We start from the raw sequence: 18,462 nt of genomic DNA, 5'->3' as shown, positions 1-18,462 counted from the left end.
TATGAGGAAAATCGATTTCACGGATCTGGACGGCAAGGTCCTGCGCACCTTCCTGACGATCCTCGAGGAAAACTCGGTCTCGAAGGCCGCCGACCGCCTGGGCGTTACGCAATCGGCCATCAGCCACACGTTGGCCAAGTTGCGGCATGTGCTGGGCGATCCGCTGTTCGTGCGCTCCGGTCAAGGGCTTACCCCGACCGAGCGGGCGCTGGCGCTGAAGGAGCCGGTTCAGAAGGTGCTGGACGGGATGCGCGCCCTGACCGACGAGCGGCCCTTTGACCCGCTGTCCGAAGAGATCGCCGTCCAGATCGCCACCAACGACATGCCGCGCGAGCTGATCTTTCCGAAGTTGCTGCGCAGGGCGCGGGCCGATGGGGTGCGGCTGCGGCTGGGGTTCATGCCCTCGGGCGTGCCCGACCCGGAACTGCTGCGCAGCGACCGGTGCCAGTTGATGCTGACCCCGCTGCCGCCGGATGGCCCCGACATCTTTCAGAAGCTGCTGGTGAGCAGCCCCCTGATGGTGTTCTACGACGCCGAGCGGCGTGATCCGCCCGCCGACTGGGCCGACTATTGTGCCTCGGATCATGTCGAGGTGCGGTTTCCCGATGGACGCAACGCGCGAGCAGTGATGCGCGGCGTGGATCAGAGCCAGATCCGCCCGCCCACCGTGACCTTGCCGCATTTCAACGCGATCCCTGCCTTCGTGAAAGGCAGCGATCTGATCTCGACCGACACGGCGCTGATGAAACAAGGGCCTTTGGCGGCGCTAAACTGCGCGCCCTTGCCCTTCGATTGTCAGCCGGTTTCGATCTACATGGTCTGGCACCAGCGGTTCGCCAACGATCCCGCCCATCGCTGGCTGCGGGGGCGGATCGCGGCGATTGCCGCCACGCTTCAGGCCTGAGCCCGCAGCCAGTCGCGCATCAGCGCCACCAGATCCGGCTGCCGCGGCTTGCGCGGGGTGACGATATGGAACCCCAGATCGTCCAGCAGCACCTGCGCCAGCGGTTGCACCAGCCGCCCCGCCGTCAGTTCGGCCGCGACCAGTGGCGCATTTGCCAATGCAAAGCCCTGCCCGGCCACGGCGGCGTCGATGGCCAAACTGGTCTGGCTGAAATTCATCATTCTCGGGCGCCCCTGCACGCCGGCGCGTTCCAGAAACAGAGGCCAAAGGCCATGAGAATCGCTCAGCAGTACATGCGCCAGCAGGTCTTGCGCCGATGTCACCTGCGCGGCCAGGTCGGGGCTGCCGACGACGACGAATTCGGTGGGGAACAGCGGCTCGGCCACCAGGCCGTCGCCAAACGGCGCGCGGCCCTGCCGCACCGCGATATCCACCCCGTCCGTCTGGAAATCAGCCAGCCGCTCGCGCGCATCGACCTGCACCGAGACATCCGGGTGGCGCGCGGTGAAATCGCCCAGCCGCGGCACCAGCCATTTCGAGGCAAAGCTGGGCGTGACCGACAAGGTGATCTGACGCTGGTCGGACAGGTCTTCGACCGCCTCTTCGATCAGTCGGAAAGCGCGACGCAGGGGCGCGTGGAATCGCCGTCCGGCCTCGGTCAGGCGCAGGCCGCGCGGCAGTCGGTCGAACAACGGGGTGCCCAGCCGCGCCTCGAGGCCCCGGACCTGCTGGGCAACCGCCCCTTGGGTGACGCCCAGTTCCTGCGCCGCCAGCCTGAAGTTCAGGTGACGGGCCGACGCCTCGAAGGCGCGCAGGGCGTTCAGCGGGGGAAGGGCAGCCATGGCATCCATACAATAGATTTTCTACAGCCATAAGGCAGAAGAACTGATTGGTCAAACGGCCGGCCGCGCTTCATCTTGGCGGCAGATTGAAACGGAGAACAAAGATGACGGAAAAAGTGGCTCTGATCATCGCCGGCGGCAGCGGCATGGGCGCAGATGCGGCGCGGCGGCTGGCGGCGGACGGGTTCAAGGTGGGCATCCTGTCCTCGTCCGGCAAAGGCGAGGCGCTGGCCGCCGAGCTGGGCGGCGTGGGAGTGACGGGCTCGAACCAGTCGACTGACGACCTGCAAAGGCTGGTGGAGGCGGCGATGGCCCATTGGGGGCGGATCGACGTGCTGGTGAACTCGGCCGGGCACGGACCCCGCGCGCCGGTGCTGGAACTAACCGACGAGGACTGGCATCAGGGGATGGAGGTCTATTTCCTGAACGCCGTGCGCCCGACCCGGCTGGTGACGCCGATCATGCAGGCGCAGGGCGGCGGGGCGATCATCAACATCTCGACCTTCGCGGCGTTTGAGCCGGACCCGGTCTTTCCGACCTCGGGCGTGTTCCGGGCCGGGCTGGCGGCGTTCACCAAGCTGTTCGCCGACAAATATGCCGCCGAGAATATCCGCATGAACAACGTCCTGCCCGGCTTCATCGACAGCCTGCCTGAGAAAGAAGAGTTCAAGGCCAAGATCCCCATGGGCCGCTATGGGCGCAGCTATGACGAGATCGCCTCAGTCATATCGCTGCTGGCCTCCGAGGGCGGCGGTTACATCACCGGGCAGAACATCCGGGTGGATGGCGGGATCACCCGCTCGGTCTGATCGGTCAGACCCGCGCCTTGACCAAGTGTGTCAGCGCCGCGCCGGTTTCAAAAAAGGCGCGGCGCAGGCCTGTCCAGCTTTCGCTATGCGCTGGCACCGGCGGCAGCGGCAGGCGGGCGGGGTCGCCCGCCAGCAGGCTGTCGGCCATCATGCGGCCGAACACCGTGCCCGGCCCGATCCCGCGACCGGAATAGCCATGCGCAGACAGGGCGTTCGGCCCGATCTGCACCAGTTTCGGGATGTGGTCCGAGGTCATGGCAATGCGCCCGTGCCAGCCGTCCTTCAGCGACCGTTCGGCCAGCGGGGGAAAGATCTGCGCCAGTTTCCGCGTGATCCAGCCGCGATGGGCAAAGCTGCCCATGTGTCCCAGATCACCCATCGCCCCGATCACCAGCCGCCCGGCCTGATCCATCCGGAACGAGGTCATGATCAGCCCGGTATCCCAGCACCCCTCGCCCCCCGGCAGCAGGGTGGCGCGGATGTCCTCGGGCAGTGGGTCGGTGGCGTATTGGAAGTAGTAGACCGGCACATAATCCTGACGGGTGTCGGGCAGTCCTGCATGATAGGCATTGGTGGCCTGGATCAGCGCCTTGGCCCGCACCGAACCCTGCGGAGTGTCCAGATGCCAGATCTCGCCATCGTGGCGCAGCGCCTGCACCGGGCTGTTGGCGTGGATCGCGGCCCCGGCCTGCTGCGCGGCGCGGGCGAGGCCCTGCACATAGGCCAGCGGCTGGATCGTCCCGGCACGCGGGTCGAAAATGGCGCCGTGAAAGGCGGTGCTGCCAGTGCGGTGGGCGGTGTCCTGCGCGGACATCAGTTCGACCGGCGCGCCGTCGGCTGACAGCTGTTGGTGGCGGGTCTGCAGGTCGCGCAGGCCCTTGGGCGAATGGGCCAGGTGCAGGGTTCCGGCCTGCACCGGCTCGCAATCGATGGCGTGGTCACGGATCAGGCGGAACACCTCGGCCGGGGCCTGCGCCAGCAAGGCGATCAGCCGGTCGCCGGCCTTGCGGCCCAGGTGGGCGCGGATTTCGGCCGGGGGCAGCCATAGTCCGGCATTGGCCAGCCCGACATTGCGGCCCGACCCGCCATGACCGATCTGGTGCGCCTCGAGCAGGCAGACCGACGCACCCGCCTGCGCCGCATGCAGCGCCGCCGAACAGCCCGTGTAGCCGCCGCCGATCACTGCAAGGTCCACCGTGGCGGACCCGGTCAGGGGCGGGGCGTCCACCCGCTCGCGGCTGATCTTGGTCCACAGGCTGATTTCCGGGTCGGTGGTCATGGGCGGGATGTCCTTGAATGCGCGCGCAGATTTCCCGAGGGCTCAGCCGATGGCAAGAGGTCTTTGATCCTCGCGCCCCAGCGCGATCAGGAACGGGTCCTGTGCCCGCAGGGCCTGAAAGCTCTCCTTGTCGGACATGCCGCGCCAGGTGGCCAGCACCAGCGACTGCGCCACCGCGCCGCCCAGCGTAGCGCTGGGGCCGGTCACGATGAACAGATCGGGCGCGAATTCGCGGGCGGCGGTCTGCACCGCGCGGGTGAAGTCGTAAGGCTCGGTCACCTGATGGCCCAGCGTGTAATCCCACAACGCGCCCACGTCGGTGGCGCCGGGCCACCAGATCTTGCCGCGCCCGTCGATCATCGGCAGGTCGGGCTGGGTGAACAGCGTGGCGGGCAGTTGGCGACAGCCCTCCTGCGCGACGGGGGCCTGAAGGCGCGTGTGAAAGGCCGCGTGGTTGGCCAGCCGCATCGGGAACCGCTCCTGCACCACGGGTTGCGCGGCCTCGAAGGCCTTGAGGCCGGCCTCGTTGCCGGCCAGCACCAGCATCCCGCCCAGATCGATCGACAGGGCGAGGTCATGCTCCGGCAGGGCATTGATGCGCGCAACTTCGGCCAAAAGTTCGGCCTTGCGGGCGGGGTCGTCGCGCCAGTCGTCGCCGGTGAAGGGATAGACCAGTTGCCCGCCGATCAGGTGGGTCTGCATCAGCGTGCCCATGGTGTTGACCACCCGGAAGCCGTTTTCGGGCGACAGCGCCCCTGCGGCGGCCAGCGCGATATACCAGCCCATCGAGTTGCCGGTGACGGCCACCACCTCGATATCCTCGGCCAGCGCCTGCGCGTCGGCCAGGGATGCGGCGTAGATCAGGGGCGAGGCCACGTCGCCACGGGAGTACTTGCTGACCGAGAAACGCGACGCGCCGTCCAGCGCGGTCACCGCCTCTTGGTCCGTTTCGGCGCGGATCGCGTCGAACTCGCGGAACAGCTCCATACGGCCCGCGTGGTGGCGGTGCAGGTAGCCCAACTCGGACTTGTTGTAGGTGCCCCGGCCGGGGCAGATCACGACGGCGGTGCGGGTCATTTCTTGGCTCCGGTCAAGGTCAGGGCGGCGGCCACGATGCCGTCGCGCGAGGGCAGTGGCGCGGCATAGGCGGGTCCGGTGGCGATGAAGCAATCCTCGGCCACAACGCGGGCGGTGGGCAGGTCGGTCTGCTCGGCAAAGAGCGTCATCAGCGCCTCGGACTGGCTGCCGGTGCGGCGGCATTCATCGACGATCAGGACGTGTTTGCAGCCTTTGGTGGCCTCCAGCAGGGCCTGTTCCGGCAGCGGCGCCAGCCAGCGCAGGTCGATGGTGCGGGTGTTCAGCCCGGCGGCCTGCAGCTCGGGCAGGGCTTGTTTCGACAGGTAGTGGCCGTTGCCGTAGGTCACGATCGCCAGATCTTTGCCGTCGCCATGCACGCCGACCTCGCCCAGCGCGATGCATTCGTCGGGGGCGGGATAGCGGGTCATCCAGGCGCCGTCCTGCCCCTCGTGCAGGTCGCGCATCGGGTAGAGCGCGATGGGTTCCAGGAACACCACCACGCGCTGCTCCTCGCGCGCCAGCCGCACACATTCGCGCAGCATCCGCGCCGCATCCGCCCCGGTCGAGGGACAGGCGATGATGACGCCCGGAATGTCGCGCAGCACGGCCAGCGAGTTGTCATTGTGGAAATGCCCGCCAAAGCCCTTCTGGTATCCCAGCCCGGCGATCCGCACGACCATTGGGTTGGTGAACTGCCCGTTCGAGAAGAAGGGAAGCGTGGCGGCCTCGCCCCGGATCTGGTCCTCGGCATTGTGCAGATAGGCGAGGAACTGGATCTCGGGGATCGGGACAAAGCCGTTGTGGGCCATGCCGATGGCAAGCCCAAGGATGGACTGTTCGTCCAGCAGCGTGTCGATCACCCGGTCGGGGCCAAAGCGCGCCTGCAGCTTCTGGGTCACGCCATAGACGCCACCTTTGCGGCCCACATCCTCGCCCATGCAGGCGATCTCGCCATGTTCCAGCATCAGATCCGTCAGCGCCCAGTTGATCAGGCGGGCCATCGGCTGCGGGTCGTCCATCGCGCGCAGGTCGCTGCCGAAGGTGGCGGCGCGGGCCTCGGTGCCGGGGCCGTTGGTGGGCTTGCAGGGGCGCTTGGGCGGGATCAGGCTGGCCGCGACCTCGGCGGCGGTTTCCAGATGCGGGCGGGATGCGGCCTGCGCCGCGATGCGGTCCGTGCGGGCGCAGGTCTGTTCATAGATCTTCAACGCCTGATCGGGCGACAGCGCCCCTACCTGATCCAGCAGGCGCACCGAATGCAGCAGAGGATCGTTTGCCTCGTCGGCCTCGACCTCGGCACGGCTGAGATAGGTGGTCGGCACATCCGCTCCCGCATGGCCGTAAAGGCGCACGGTTTTCAGGTGCAGGAAGGCCGGTTTGCGCCGGGTGCGGACATAGTCGGCCGCCTGCTGCGCCACCGCGAAGGTCTCGAAGATGTCCAGCCCGTTGGCCTGAAAATACTTGATGCCCGGACGATGTTCCATCGAGGCCTGAATCCAGCCCTTGGGCGTCTTGACCGAGATGCCGATGCCGTTGTCCTCGCACACGAACAAGAGCGGCAGCGGGATCGACTGCACGCTGGTCCAGCCGGCGGTGTTGATCGCCCCCTGCGCGGTGGAGTGGTTGGCCGAAGCGTCGCCAAAGGAACACATGGCAATGCCATCCTCGGGCAGTTGCCGGTGCTCGGGGTCGTGCCGCCGCGCCGCGCCCAGGCTGTAGGCCGCGCCCACCGCCTTGGGCAGGTGGCTGGCGATGGTCGAGGTCTGAGGCGGGATCATCAGCGCCTTGGAGCCCAGCACCTTGTGCCGCCCGCCCGAAATCGGGTCCTCCTTGGAACAGGCGAAACTCAGCAGCATGTCCCAGACGATCTGCTGGCCGGGCACCTGCTCGGCCCGGGCGATCTGAAACGCGGCGTCGCGATAGTGCAGAAAGGCGATGTCGGTCGGGCGCAGGGCATGGGCCACGGCGGCCATGCCTTCGTGCCCCGAGGATCCGATGGTGTAGAACCCCTGCCCCGCCTTCTGCATCGCGCGGCTGGTGCGGTCCAGCGCGCGGCTCAACACCTGCGACCGGAACAGCGACACCGCCTCGGGCGCAGTCAGGCCCGGGCGCGGCGGCGCGCCTTTGGGCAGGTCGCGATTGGCGACGCGGGTCAGGAAGTTTTCGTGAACGATCTGGGCGCGATCCATCTGGGTTCCCCGGTCAGGTCAGAGCTTGGCGGCTGCGTCGGCGATCCGGCGCAGGCCTTGGGTCAGGCTATCGGTGTCATAGGCAAAGGAAAGCCGAAAATGCCCCGGCATGCCAAAGGCCCGCCCCGGCACCACCGCGACGCCCGCGTGATCCAGCAGGTGGCGGCAGAACTCGGGGTCCGAGGGCATCGCAGCAGGCGTCCGCGGGAAGACGTAAAAGGCGCCGTCCGGCACCGCGCAATTCAAACCGGCGGCGCTCAGGCCATCCACGACCAGATCGCGGCGCGCGCGCATGGCCGCGCGGCGTTCGGCCAACAGGTCCTGCGGGCCGGTCAGCGCAGCCAGCGCCGCCGCCTGCGCGATAGAACAGGCGCCCGAGGTGATCTGCCCCTGCACCGCCGCCATCGACTTGATCAGCGGTGCCGGGCCGATCCCCCAGCCGATGCGCCAGCCGGTCATCGAATAGGCCTTGGACACGCCGTTCACCGTCAGCGTGCGGTCTGCCAGCGCCGGAACCGCCTGAACGAAGGGTGTGAAAGGCACATAGGCAAGGTGCTGATAGATCTCGTCCGAGATCACCCAGACCTGCGGGTGCCGCTCCAGCACGTCGCCCAGCGCTTGTAACTCGGATTCGGTGTAAACCGCCCCGGTCGGGTTCGACGGCGTGTTCAGCAGCAGCCAGCGGGTGCGCGGGGTGATCGCGGCCTCCAGCTGTTCGGGGGTCAGCTTGAAGCCCTGTTCGCGCGGACAATCCAGCACGACCGGCACACCGCCCGCCAGCTTCACCATGTCGGCATAGCTGGTCCAGAAGGGCGCGGTGGTGATGACCTCATCGCCCGGATCGAGCGTCGCGAGGCACGCGCCGGCCAGCACCTGCTTGGCCCCGGTCGAGACGATCACTTGCGCAGGCTCGACCCCGGCCTGTTCCGCGATGGCGGAACGCAGGGCCGGGGTTCCAGCGGTGGCGGGATATCGGGTCTGACCGTCCAGCGCCGCCTTGTGCGCGGCCTCGACCACATGCGGCGGGGTCGGAAAGTCGGGCTCGCCGGTGCTGAGCGCGATCACGTCCACGCCCTGCGCCCGCAGCTGCGCGGCCCGTTCCGAGATCTGGACGATCTCGGACAATTCGATCCCGTCGAGACGGCCCGCCCTCCGAAATCCGCTCAAACTGTTCTGAATGGTCATAATCGCCCCGCTGCACTTTTCTACGGCTGCGCCTTTTTGCTATTGGATTGGAGGATCCACCAGTGATATTCCCTCCACAAGCCATGAGGGAAAATCATATGCTGGCGCCGCGTCGATTTCTGCCGTCTATTTCTTCCCTGTTGGCGCTCGAAGCCGTCGACCGCCTAGGCAGCGCTTCAGCAGCAGCCGATGAACTCTCGCTGACCCAAAGCGCGGTCAGTCGCCAGTTGAAGGCCGTCGAAGAACAGCTGGGCGTCGCGCTGATCCAGCGCGACCAAATGCGCCTGCAACTCACACCCGCTGGCAAGGAATACGTGGAAACCGCCCGAACAGCGCTGCAGCAACTGGCGCAGGCCTCACTGAAGCTGAAGGCCAACCCCTCTGGCGGTTCTTTGCAACTGTCGATCCTGCCCGCGTTCGGCATGCACTGGCTGGCGCCGCGCCTGCAGGATTTCGCGCAGCGCCACCCCGAAGTGACGATGAACCTGAGCACACGGCTCAAGCCTTTCGACTTCGGCACCGAACCTTTCGACGCGGCTATCCATTTCGGCCAGCGAGACTGGACCGGGGTGAACTATCTGCCGATCATGCGCGAAGAGGTTCTGCCGGTCTGCGCGCCAGCGCTGCTGCCAGCCGAATCCCCAAAGGTTGAATGGCTGGTCGACGCACCACTGCTGCATCTGGATACCCGGCCCGATGCGTGGGAACGCTGGTTCGCCGCGCAAGGCACCCCTGTCGAGGGCGTCCGAGGCATGCTGTTCGACCAGTTTTCGACCATTATCCAGGCCACGATCCATGGGCTGGGCGTTGCACTGCTGCCCAGCCATCTCATCTCAGCCGAGCTCGAGGCCGGCCGGTTGGTTCCGGCCTGCGCAGCTCCGCCGGTCAGTCTGGGCGACTACTATCTTGTATGGCCGCAAAATCGCACGGAACCGGCCCCGCTTGTCTCGTTCCGCGCTTGGCTGCAGGGGCAGCTGACTTAGCCGATCCGGCACCGCCGCGGCCGAGCATCGCTCGGGCGCGGCCGGGCCCAACCGGAGAAGGCGGCCCGCAAGTGCCGTTGACGACGGGCGGGAGCCCCGGTCAGACGTCGATCGAGCGGGCGATGAGTTCCTTCATCACCTCGTTGGTGCCACCATAGATCATCTGCACCCGCGCATCCGCGTAAAGCCGTGCGATGGGGTATTCCATCATGAAGCCATAGCCGCCGAACAGCTGCAGGCATTCGTGCATGATCTCGTTCTGCACCTCGGAGCCCCAGTATTTCACCATCGAGGCGGTGGCCGCATCCAGCTGCCCGGCCTCCAGCTTGGCGATGCAGTCATTGACGAAGCTGCGCAGCACTTCGGCCTTGGTCTTGCATTCCGCCAGCTTGAAGCGGGTGTTCTGGAAGTCCATCACCCGTTGGCCGAACGCCTTGCGCTCTTGAGTGTATTTGACCGTCTCGGCGATGGCGAAGTCGATCGCGCCCAGCGCCATGATGCCGATGGTCAGACGTTCCCACGGCAGTTGCTTCATCAGCTGATAGAAGCCCTGCCCCTCCTCGGAGCCCAGAAGGTTGGTCATCGGCACCTTGACGTCCTCGAAGAACAGCTCGGCCGTGTCATTGGCCTTCATGCCCAACTTCTTGAGGTTGCGCCCCCGGCGGAAGCCCTCGGCCCCCTCGGTCTCGACCGCGATCAGCGACACGCCCTTGGAACCCAGCGACTTGTCGGTCTTGGCGGCCACGATGATCAGGTCGGCGGTCTGGCCATTGGTGATGAAGATCTTGGACCCGTTCATCCGGTAGGAATTGCCGTCCTTCTCGGCGGTGGTGCGGATCGCCTGAACGTCCGAGCCTGTGCCCGGTTCGGTCATGGCCAGCGCACCGACCATCTCGCCCGAGGCCAACTTGGGCAGCCATTTGCTCTTTTGATCCTCGCTGCCATAAGCGGTGATGTAGTGGGTCACGATCGACTGGATGCCATAGCCCCAGCCCGCATCCCCCCGCGAGGTCTGCTCATAGATCGTGACCGCATCAAAACCCATACCGCCGCCGACACCGCCGAATTCCTCGGGGATGGCCCCGGCCATCAGCCCGGTTTCCCCGGCTTTCCGCCAGAAGTCGCGATCGACCACGCCCTGCTCGGCCCACGCTTCGATGTTGGGCACCAGCTCATCATCCATGAACCGTCCGGCCATTTCGGCAAACATGCGGTGTTCGTCAGTGACCCAGGAAGCGGTCGAGGTAAAAAGCGACATGATTGGTTCTCCGGAATTCTGTTGGCGGAAAGGGTAGCTTTCGCCGCCGATTCCGCCAATCCGGGTGACGCCGCGTCGGTTTGCGCTGCTACGCAACGTCCTTTGGCGTCAATGCCCTACGCAATGCCGGGCACCGGGCGGCGGCGGCGTTTCCGGGGCGCCGGCGAAACACTGGGCGATGGCCATCCATTCCTGCGCGACCGGCCCCTGCACCGACAGGCCGGTGTCCGCCACGTTTCGGGTCTGGGTCACCACGCGGGCAAAATCGACGGCCAGTCCTTCGATCAGGTCGGCACCGGGCGCGCCGAATTCCCACAGCTCCCCCGAGGGCGCGGTCAGGCGCAGATAAGGTGCCACCGGTTGCACCGGGCGGCCATGTACGGTGAAGGTCCAGCCAAAGGTGTTCACCCCCAGCACGACGATGTTGCGGATCCGGTCGGTCTCGGGCCGGGTCAGGCCAAGAATGTCGAATACCTCCTGTCCATGCGCCCAGGTCTCCATCTGCCGGGCGGTCATCGAGGACCGCACCGACATGTCCGGCCCCACCCATTTGACCCGCGCCTTGGGGTCCAGCCCCAACCAGTCGCGACCCATTCGGCTGCATAGATCAGACCATACGGCGCGCAGTTCATGTCCACGCTCGGTGATTGCAGCGTTTTCCGTCGTACGGAACCCGTCGGCCTGAATACGCGGCATCACCTGCTGCACCCTTGCGTCGAACGCATCCGGGTCACGCTGTGACAGGTCGGCCATCTGGTTCCAGAAATGCAGATGCACCAACACATCGTCGATCGTCCAGCCTTTGAACTGGGTCACGATCTGCCAGTCCGCGTTATCCAGCCCCCTCAGAGCGTCATCAAGAGCCTGACATTCTTCCAGAAAATCCGAAGCCTGCTGCATACGCCCCCCCTTTTGCCTGCTTCAGGGACTAAAGCGGGTTTTCATGGGTCAAGCCAGCGCGTTTTTCAGCAAGACGGCAGCCGCCTCTTTGGCGTCGCGCGCGGGATCGCCGTTGCGGAGCAGCACGGCGGTGACGATCGCGCCCTCTTTCAACAGCAGCAGCTGGCAGGCCAGCTTGTCCGGGCCCTGCGCGCCGGCCTTGCGACACAGGTCGGTGAAATACTCCAGCAACAGGCGCTTGTGCTCGCCTGCCTGCACATGGATCGGGTGGTCGGGGTCTTGGTACTCGGCCCCGGCCTTGATGAACATGCAGCCGCGGAAATTGTCCTCGCGGAACCATTCGCCCAGCGCATCGAACGCGGCCAGCAGTTGATCGGCGGGGGTGTCGGCCAGTTCCTCGATCCGGCGCACGAACCAGTTGCGGAAATTCTCGTCCCGCAGGCGCAGCACCGCCAGGATCAGCTCTTCCTTGGTGCGGAAATGCTTGTACATCGAGGTCTTGGAGACGCCGGTTTCGACCACCAGCCGGTCCATTCCGGTGGCGTGAAACCCGTCGCGGTAAAACACCTGCAGCGCCTTGCGGACCAGCTCATCCCGTTTGTTCGGACGCATGATTCGGCTCCTTTACGTACAGATCAGTACATAATGCCTTTTCCGTTCAGGTACAATTCACACCGTTGAAGCCGCTGTTATTAGGTCTTTTTCTCTATACCACCGGCCATATCGAAAAACTTTTTTTGACCCAAGGGTTGAAAGTGGTGACCGATCTGTACACCTTATCAACGCAGTTTACTGATCTGTACACCCAAAGGATTTGACCGATGCGACGCCGCGCCAGCCCATTTCCCGCAAGCTATGTTCCCTTCCTTCTGACTGTGGCCCTTCTGGCCGCCACCCTCGCCTGAAAGCCCCCCATCATGCCGCGCCCTCCTCTGCCCCCGTTCACGACGCAGACCGCCATCGAAAAGGTCCGCAAGGCCGAAGACGCTTGGAACAGCCGCGACCCCGACATCGTGACCCCGGCCTATACCGAGGACAGCCAGTGGCGGAACCGGTCCGAGTTCCTGACCGGCCACGCAGAGATCCACGCCTTTCTGACCCGCAAATGGCGCACCGAGCTGGACTATCGCCTGATCAAGGAGCTGTGGGCCTGTGACGGGAACCGCATCGCGGTGCGCTATGCCTATGAATGGCACGACGACAGCGGGCAGTGGTTCCGCTCCTACGGCAACGAGAACTGGGAGTTCGCCGCCGATGGCCGGATGGCCCAGCGACATACGTCCTTGAACGATCTGCCGATCACCGACGCCCAGCGCCTGTTTCACTGGCCCCTGGGGCCGCGGCCCGCCGACCATCCCGGCCTGTCCGACCTGAACCTGTGAAAGGAGGCACCCCATGCCACGCGCCTTTTCCGAACTGACCTTCACCCCCGCTGTCCGCGCGCATCAAGAGCGGATGGGGTCCGCCGCCTCCTACGCCAGGTTCATCGACAGCGGCCCGCAGCAGGGCCACCTGATCGGCCCCGCCGAGCAGGCCTTCATCGAGGCGCGCGACGGGTTCTATCAATCCACCGTGTCCGAGACCGGCTGGCCCTATGTGCAGTATCGCGGCGGCCCGGCCGGGTTTCTGAAGGTGCTGGACGACCGGACCATCGGCTATGCCGATTTCCCGGGCAACAAGCAGTATATCTCGCGCGGGAACCTGGACGGTAATGACCGGATCGCGCTGATCCTGATGGACTATGCCAACCAGCGCAGGCTCAAGATCCTGGGCCGTGTGGACTTTCGCGAAGGCGCCGAGGCCGCGCGCGATCTGTTTCCCGATGGGGCCGAGGCGGAACGCGCGGCGATCATCCATGTCGCGGCGCTGGACTGGAACTGCCCGCGCCACATCACTCCGCGCTTCACCGAGGCCGAGCTGCGCCCCCATCTGAACGAGCTTGGCCGCCAACTGGCCCAGCTGCAGGCCGAGAATGACCAACTGAAGCAGGCCCTGGCCCGAAAGGCCTGAGGCAACCCCAAGACCCCGAAACCGTCAGCAATAGGAGTATCAATGCCATGCTACGCGCGATTACCAACACACTTGCAACCCTGACCGCCGGATCGGTCTTTGCCGTCTCGGTCGTGACCGTCGGCTTCTACCTCTCGCCCGAGGCCGTGCGCGCCGCCGAGCCTGACCCATTCCAGACCCAGTTCCGCGCGCAGGCCATCGAAGCGATGCAGAGCGCTTATCGCGAATTTACCGCCTACGCAGAATCCAAGGCGCGACCAAAGCCCGAGTCGTCACCCAAGCTGTCGACAAACTGACAATTGAGGGCCGAGATTTTGAAACCCTGCGCGTCTCGGGAACCCCCGCGCCATCGACTGAGCCGGGTCAGGGCCGTGCGCGAGTCGACTGTACCATTGCCTCGATCCCCGCGGCACAGAACTCGACCAGTTGGTCGATCCCGGAGAGATCGCCCCCCTGTGACAGCGCCTGCACCCGCCAGGCGCTGTTGAGATGCGCCAGCATCGCCGAAACCGAATAGATCTGGCCCGTGGCCAACAGCGCCGGATCGGCCTGCGGATACAGCGCGGCGATTTCGCCGATGAATAGCTGAGCGGTTGGGTCGAAACACTCGGCCGCGATATGGCGCCAGCGCGGATCGACCGACACATGCGCCACCAGCCGCCCATAGGCCATCCAGCCCGGGCCGCCGGTTTCGGCAAGGCTGACATAGGGGCGGATGAAACAGTCCAGAATGCCCCGCAGGGTCAGCGAGCCATGCGCGCGCCGTTCCTCCAGCGCCTGCATCCGGATCCGAGCAAGTTCGTCAGCGCGGCGCGCGACGGTCTGGAAGAACAGCTCTTCCTTGCCGCCGCCATGGTGGTGAACCAGCCCCACCTGCACCCCGGCGCGCGTGGCGATGTCGCGGATCGAGGCGCCCTCGAATCCCCGCTCGGCAAACAGCGCCTCGGCCGCGTCCAGAATCCGCGCCTTGGTTTCCAGCGACCGGGCCGACGGCGCCCTTTGCCTTTGTTTTTCAATGTATTTCGCGCTCATGTTTTTCACCTTGCCTTATTTTGGACGATCGTTCAAGTTAAGCATCACGAGCAGGGGAGGATTCATGACACAAGCGCGCAAGGCATATGCCTTGATCGGCGCAGGTCCGATGGGGCTGGCGGCGGCCAAGGTGCTGAAGGAACAGGGCATCCCGTTTAAGGGGTTCGAACTGCATTCCGATGTGGGCGGGCTATGGGATATCGATGCGCCGCGGTCGACCATGTACGAATCCGCGCATCTGATCTCGTCCAAGTCGATGACCGAATTTGCCGATTTTCCGATGGGCGACGACGTAGCTGAATACCCGTCGCACCGGCAGATGCGCGACTATTTCCGGGCTTTTGCCGATCATTTCGGACTGCGCGATCACTACAGGTTCAACACCGAGGTGATCGAAGCATCGCCGCTGGGTGCGCCGGGCGATGGTTGGCGGCTGACCTGGCGGGACGACCAGGGAACGCATAGCGATGAGTTTGCCGGGGTGCTGATCGCCAACGGCACCCTGTCGGAGCCCAACATGCCCGATTTTCCCGGCCGGTTCGACGGCGAGTTGATCCACGCCTCGCAGTACCGCTATCCCAGCCAGTTCGACGGGAAGCGGGTGCTGGTCGTGGGCGCGGGCAATTCCGGGTGTGACATTGCGGTGGACGCCATCCATCACGCCGCGCAGTGCGACCTGTCGATGCGGCGGGGATATTATTTCGTGCCGAAATACGTGTTTGGCAAACCCGCCGACACGCTGGGCGGGATGATCCGCCTGCCCATGTGGCTGAAGCGTCGGATCGACGGCATGATCCTGCGCTGGTTTGTGGGCGACCCGCAGAAATACGGCTTTCCCAAGCCTGACTACAAGCTTTACGAAAGCCACCCGGTGGTGAATTCGCTGGTCCTCTATCACGCAGGCCACGGCGATCTGCGCATTCGCCCCGACATCGACCGGATCGAGGGCCGCACGGTCCACTTCAAGGACGGCAGCGCCAGCGACTATGACATGATTCTGGCCGCGACCGGCTACAAGCTGCATTACCCGTTCATCGACCCGAACCTGCTGAACTGGCAGGGCGATGCGCCGCATCTGTACCTGAACGCCATGCATCCCGAACGCGACGATCTGTTCGTTCTGGGTATGATCGAAGCCACCGGGCTGGGCTGGCAAGGACGCCACGAGCAGGCCGAAATGGTGGCGCGCTATATCAAGGGTCTTCAGTCCGGCTGCCCCGTGGCCGCGACGCTGAAGGCGGAAAAACAAAAAGACTATCAGCGCGCCACCGGAGGCATGCAGTACCTGAACCTGCCCCGCATGGCCTATTATGTGGACAAGGCGACCTATCGCAAGGCGGTGACGGACTGGATCGCGCGGTTCCGGAAAGCCCGCGCATGACCGGAATCGACGAGATAACGCTGAATTTCAGCCCCGGCTCGCTGACCCTGCTGAACGCGATCCTGGCGATCGTGATGTTCTCGATCGCCATCGACCTGTCACCACGCGACTTCGACCGGCTGCGGCGCGCGCCCAAGCCGGTAGTGGTGGGGCTGGCCTCGCAATTCCTGGTGCTGCCGGCGCTGACCTTCCTGCTGGTCTGGCTGACCGAGCCGCGCCCCTCGATCGCATTGGGGCTGATCCTGGTGGCGGCCTGCCCGGGGGGTAATATCTCGAATTTCATCACCCATCGTGCGGGCGGAAACGCGGCGCTCTCGGTGTCAATGACCGCCTTCGCCACCATCGGGGCCATCGTGATGACCCCGTTCAACATCGCGCTGTGGGGCGGGCTATACCCGCCGACCCGCGCCATTCTGCAGCAGACCCAGATCGACCCGGTGCAGATCGCCATCATCGTCGGGCTGATGCTGATCCTGCCGCTGGTTCTGGGCGTGACCCTGAACCAGAAGCGCCCCGCCCTGACGGCGCGGCTGCGCGGGCCGCTGCAGATCCTGTCCATGGCCATTTTCGTGGCCTTCATCGTACTCGCCCTGGCGGCCAACTGGAGTTTCTTCCTGGGCTACGCCGGGGCGGTTGCCGGGCTTGTGATCCTTCACAACGCCTTGGCACTGGGGGGCGGTTGGGTTGTGGCCACTCTGACCCGGCTGTCCCCCTTTGACCGGCGTGCAATCACGATCGAGACTGGCATCCAGAATTCGGGCCTTGGGCTGGTGCTGATCTTCGCCTTTTTCAACGGCTTGGGCGGCATGGCGGTGGTGGCCGCCTTCTGGGGGATCTGGCATGCTATCTCGGGGCTGGCGTTAGCGCAGCTGATGGCCCGGACCGAGGCCGCTCGATGACCCGAATCCTGATCACCGGCGCTGCGGGGCTGGTCGGCCGTGCCCTGCTGGACGAGCTGAGCGACCATGAGGTGTTTGCCACCGATCTGCGCCGCCCAGACACGCTTCCGGACGAGGTGCCGTTTCTGCGCTTAGACGTCACCACGGGCGACCCCGCCCGGGTGATCGCCAAGGTAAAACCCGAGGTGGTCGTGCATCTGGCCTCGATCGTCACGCCGCCGCCGGGGATGTCGCGGACCGAAGCCCATGCGGTGGATGTGGGCGGCACGCGCAAGGTGGTCGATGCCGCGCTGGCCCATGGCGTGCGGCGGCTGGTCGTCACCTCATCGGGTGCGGCCTATGGCTATCACGCGGACAACCTGGTGCCGCTGCGCGAAACCGATCCGGTGCGCGGCAACCCCGAGTTTCCCTATTCCGACCACAAGCGGCAGGTCGAGGAATTGCTGGCCGAGGCCCGAACCGCCGCACCGCAGCTGGAGCAGTTGGTGCTGCGGGTGGGCACGGTGCTGGGCGACGGCACCGACAACCAGATCACCGCCCTGTTCCGCAAACCCCGCCTGCTGGCGGTGGCGGGCAGCGACAGCCCCTTCGTGTTCATCTGGACCCGCGATCTGGCCCGCATCCTGAAACGCGCGGCCACCGATGGGCCGCCGGGGGTGTACAACGTCGCCGGGGACGGCGCGCTGAGCGTCGACGATCTGGCGCACGCATTGGACAAACCCATCCTGCGCCTGCCGGCCTGGGCGCTCAAGGCGGCGCTGGCCGTGGCCCGACCCTTGCGCCTGTCGCGCTACGGGCCTGAACAGGTGCGGTTCCTGCAATACCGACCGGTTCTGGACAATACGGCGCTGAAGACCGTGTTCGGCTATGTCCCGCAGAAGACCAGCGCCGAGGTGTTCGACCTTTGGAAACGGAGTGTGGGCCTGTGAAAACCGCAGTTATCTCGGGCGGAGCCGGCGGGCTGGGTCAGGCGCTCTCAGTCGCGCTGCAAGAGCGTGGATGGCGCGTGGTCCTGCTGGATCTGAAGGTGGATGGGGTGCAGGACACCGCCACGCAGATGGCGATTGCCTGTGATCTGACTGATCCGGAACAACTCGCGCGCTCCGTGAATGAAACGCTTGCGCATTGCGACAGCATCGATCTGGTCGTCTACAACGCCGGGATTACCCAGATCTGCGGGTTCGATCAGTCCGACGACGCCAGCCACCGCAGGGTGTTCGAGATCAACTATTTCGCGGCCGTCTCGATGGCCCGCGCCTTTCTGCCCGCGCTGCGCCAGTCGCGCGGGGCGCATCTGGCGATCTCGTCGGTGGCGGGGTTTGCGCCTCTGTACCACCGCACGGCCTATGCGGCCTCGAAACACGCGCTGGAAGGTTTCTTCAAATCGCTGCGGTCCGAAGAACGGCCCCATGGCGTGCGGGTGCATATTGCGGCGCCCTCATTCGTGGCGACCAACCCGGGCCGGGCCGAGCGGCAGCCCGATGGCACCGCGCGCCCCGGATCGGCCAGCGACGGCATTGACGAGATGACCCCCGAGGCGGCCGCCCGCGTGATCCTGCAAGGGCTGGATCGCGGGCGGCCCGTCATTCCGGTGGGCCGGGTGGCGCGACTGGCCTGGTGGCTGAACCGGCTGGCCCCACGCCTGTACCAGCGCTTGATGGAGCGCAATATCGGCGGCGCGTGACGCGCGGCCATAATTTACGACCTGTTTCCCGGT

General features: G+C 65.6%; 19 protein-coding genes. 10 read left to right on the top strand and 9 right to left on the bottom strand.

Annotation, left to right across the window (positions count from 1 at the left end; all coding sequences use genetic code 11):
- Position 1 precedes the first annotated feature (1 nt).
- Positions 2-904 carry a LysR family transcriptional regulator gene (locus AC2FNL_RS03100; RefSeq protein WP_496832331.1) on the top strand — a complete coding sequence of 301 codons (903 nt, stop codon included), beginning with the start codon at positions 2-4 and terminating at the stop codon, positions 902-904.
- On the opposite strand, the gene AC2FNL_RS03095 is transcribed toward AC2FNL_RS03100, so the two are convergent.
- The gene (locus AC2FNL_RS03095) at positions 895-1,746 is read right to left on the bottom strand and encodes a LysR substrate-binding domain-containing protein (RefSeq protein ID WP_496832329.1); all 852 of its coding nucleotides are present in this window, start codon (positions 1,744-1,746) and stop codon (positions 895-897) included. The genes AC2FNL_RS03100 and AC2FNL_RS03095 overlap by 10 nt on opposite strands.
- Positions 1,747-1,850: 104 nt before the next feature.
- Between AC2FNL_RS03095 and AC2FNL_RS03090 the strand changes: the two genes are divergently transcribed.
- Entirely contained in the window at positions 1,851-2,555 is a 705-nt protein-coding gene (locus AC2FNL_RS03090; RefSeq protein WP_496832327.1) for an SDR family oxidoreductase, read from the top strand.
- Positions 2,556-2,559: 4 nt separating this feature from the next.
- Here AC2FNL_RS03090 and AC2FNL_RS03085 read toward each other — a convergent pair whose 3' ends face one another.
- From AC2FNL_RS03085 to AC2FNL_RS03070, 4 genes are read right to left on the bottom strand one after another with little or no spacing between them, the layout of a single operon-like run.
- On the bottom strand, positions 2,560-3,834 hold the full coding sequence (locus AC2FNL_RS03085) for an NAD(P)/FAD-dependent oxidoreductase (protein WP_496832325.1): 1,275 nt from the start codon (positions 3,832-3,834) through the stop codon (positions 2,560-2,562).
- Between the two features lie 42 nt (positions 3,835-3,876).
- Positions 3,877-4,911, bottom strand: coding sequence for an ACP S-malonyltransferase (locus AC2FNL_RS03080; RefSeq protein WP_496832323.1), 1,035 nt, complete (start codon positions 4,909-4,911; stop codon positions 3,877-3,879).
- On the bottom strand, positions 4,908-7,097 hold the full coding sequence (locus AC2FNL_RS03075; protein ID WP_496832321.1) for a dehydrogenase E1 component subunit alpha/beta: 2,190 nt from the start codon (positions 7,095-7,097) through the stop codon (positions 4,908-4,910). The genes AC2FNL_RS03080 and AC2FNL_RS03075 overlap by 4 nt, the downstream gene beginning before the upstream one ends.
- An 18-nt stretch (positions 7,098-7,115) precedes the next feature.
- The gene (locus tag AC2FNL_RS03070; RefSeq protein ID WP_496832319.1) at positions 7,116-8,282 is read right to left on the bottom strand and encodes a pyridoxal phosphate-dependent aminotransferase; all 1,167 of its coding nucleotides are present in this window, start codon (positions 8,280-8,282) and stop codon (positions 7,116-7,118) included.
- Positions 8,283-8,380: 98 nt separating this feature from the next.
- Between AC2FNL_RS03070 and AC2FNL_RS03065 the strand changes: the two genes are divergently transcribed.
- Positions 8,381-9,265 carry a LysR substrate-binding domain-containing protein gene (locus AC2FNL_RS03065; protein ID WP_496832929.1) on the top strand — a complete coding sequence of 295 codons (885 nt, stop codon included), beginning with the start codon at positions 8,381-8,383 and terminating at the stop codon, positions 9,263-9,265.
- A 100-nt stretch (positions 9,266-9,365) separates the two neighbouring features.
- Here the strand turns inward: AC2FNL_RS03065 and AC2FNL_RS03060 are convergent, their stop codons facing one another.
- From AC2FNL_RS03060 to AC2FNL_RS03050, 3 genes are all read right to left on the bottom strand, one after another.
- Positions 9,366-10,523, bottom strand: coding sequence for an acyl-CoA dehydrogenase family protein (locus AC2FNL_RS03060; RefSeq protein ID WP_480779103.1), 1,158 nt, complete (start codon positions 10,521-10,523; stop codon positions 9,366-9,368).
- A gap of 108 nt (positions 10,524-10,631) precedes the next feature.
- Complete coding sequence (locus AC2FNL_RS03055; RefSeq protein ID WP_496832316.1) at positions 10,632-11,423, bottom strand: TIGR03084 family metal-binding protein; 792 nt, start codon at positions 11,421-11,423, stop codon at positions 10,632-10,634.
- A 48-nt stretch (positions 11,424-11,471) separates the two neighbouring features.
- On the bottom strand, positions 11,472-12,035 hold the full coding sequence (locus AC2FNL_RS03050; protein ID WP_093962879.1) for a TetR/AcrR family transcriptional regulator: 564 nt from the start codon (positions 12,033-12,035) through the stop codon (positions 11,472-11,474).
- Between the two features lie 305 nt (positions 12,036-12,340).
- On the opposite strand from AC2FNL_RS03050, the gene AC2FNL_RS03045 reads away from it, so the two are divergent.
- The 3 genes from AC2FNL_RS03045 to AC2FNL_RS03035 are packed head-to-tail and all read left to right on the top strand — an operon-like array spanning position 12,341 to position 13,729.
- Complete coding sequence (locus AC2FNL_RS03045) at positions 12,341-12,805, top strand: nuclear transport factor 2 family protein (protein ID WP_496832314.1); 465 nt, start codon at positions 12,341-12,343, stop codon at positions 12,803-12,805.
- A 13-nt stretch (positions 12,806-12,818) separates the two neighbouring features.
- Positions 12,819-13,433 carry a pyridoxamine 5'-phosphate oxidase family protein gene (locus tag AC2FNL_RS03040; RefSeq protein WP_496832312.1) on the top strand — a complete coding sequence of 205 codons (615 nt, stop codon included), beginning with the start codon at positions 12,819-12,821 and terminating at the stop codon, positions 13,431-13,433.
- 47 nt (positions 13,434-13,480) lie between these two features.
- Positions 13,481-13,729: a hypothetical protein gene (locus AC2FNL_RS03035; protein WP_496832310.1), complete on the top strand. Its 249-nt coding sequence runs from the start codon at positions 13,481-13,483 to the stop codon at positions 13,727-13,729.
- Positions 13,730-13,796: 67 nt separating this feature from the next.
- Here AC2FNL_RS03035 and AC2FNL_RS03030 read toward each other — a convergent pair whose 3' ends face one another.
- The gene (locus AC2FNL_RS03030; RefSeq protein WP_093962882.1) at positions 13,797-14,465 is read right to left on the bottom strand and encodes a TetR/AcrR family transcriptional regulator; all 669 of its coding nucleotides are present in this window, start codon (positions 14,463-14,465) and stop codon (positions 13,797-13,799) included.
- Between the two features lie 64 nt (positions 14,466-14,529).
- Here AC2FNL_RS03030 and AC2FNL_RS03025 point away from each other — a divergent pair, with 64 nt between their 5' ends.
- From AC2FNL_RS03025 to AC2FNL_RS03010, 4 genes are read left to right on the top strand one after another with little or no spacing between them, the layout of a single operon-like run.
- A complete protein-coding gene (locus AC2FNL_RS03025; RefSeq protein ID WP_093962883.1) occupies positions 14,530-15,846 on the top strand; it encodes a flavin-containing monooxygenase in 1,317 nt (438 codons plus the stop codon).
- The gene (locus AC2FNL_RS03020) at positions 15,843-16,745 is read left to right on the top strand and encodes a bile acid:sodium symporter family protein (RefSeq protein WP_170443686.1); all 903 of its coding nucleotides are present in this window, start codon (positions 15,843-15,845) and stop codon (positions 16,743-16,745) included. Before AC2FNL_RS03025 ends, AC2FNL_RS03020 begins: the two co-directional genes overlap by 4 nt.
- Entirely contained in the window at positions 16,742-17,674 is a 933-nt protein-coding gene (locus AC2FNL_RS03015) for an SDR family oxidoreductase (protein WP_496832307.1), read from the top strand. Before AC2FNL_RS03020 ends, AC2FNL_RS03015 begins: the two co-directional genes overlap by 4 nt.
- Positions 17,671-18,429, top strand: a complete 759-nt coding sequence (locus AC2FNL_RS03010) for an SDR family NAD(P)-dependent oxidoreductase (protein WP_496832305.1) — start codon at positions 17,671-17,673, stop codon at positions 18,427-18,429. The genes AC2FNL_RS03015 and AC2FNL_RS03010 overlap by 4 nt, the downstream gene beginning before the upstream one ends.
- Positions 18,430-18,462: the final 33 nt, after the last annotated feature.

The organism is Ruegeria sp. CRTD044, assembly GCF_059613485.1.
The sequence above is the reverse complement of the archived record's forward strand: the minus strand, read 5'-3'. Positions and strand labels throughout refer to the sequence as shown.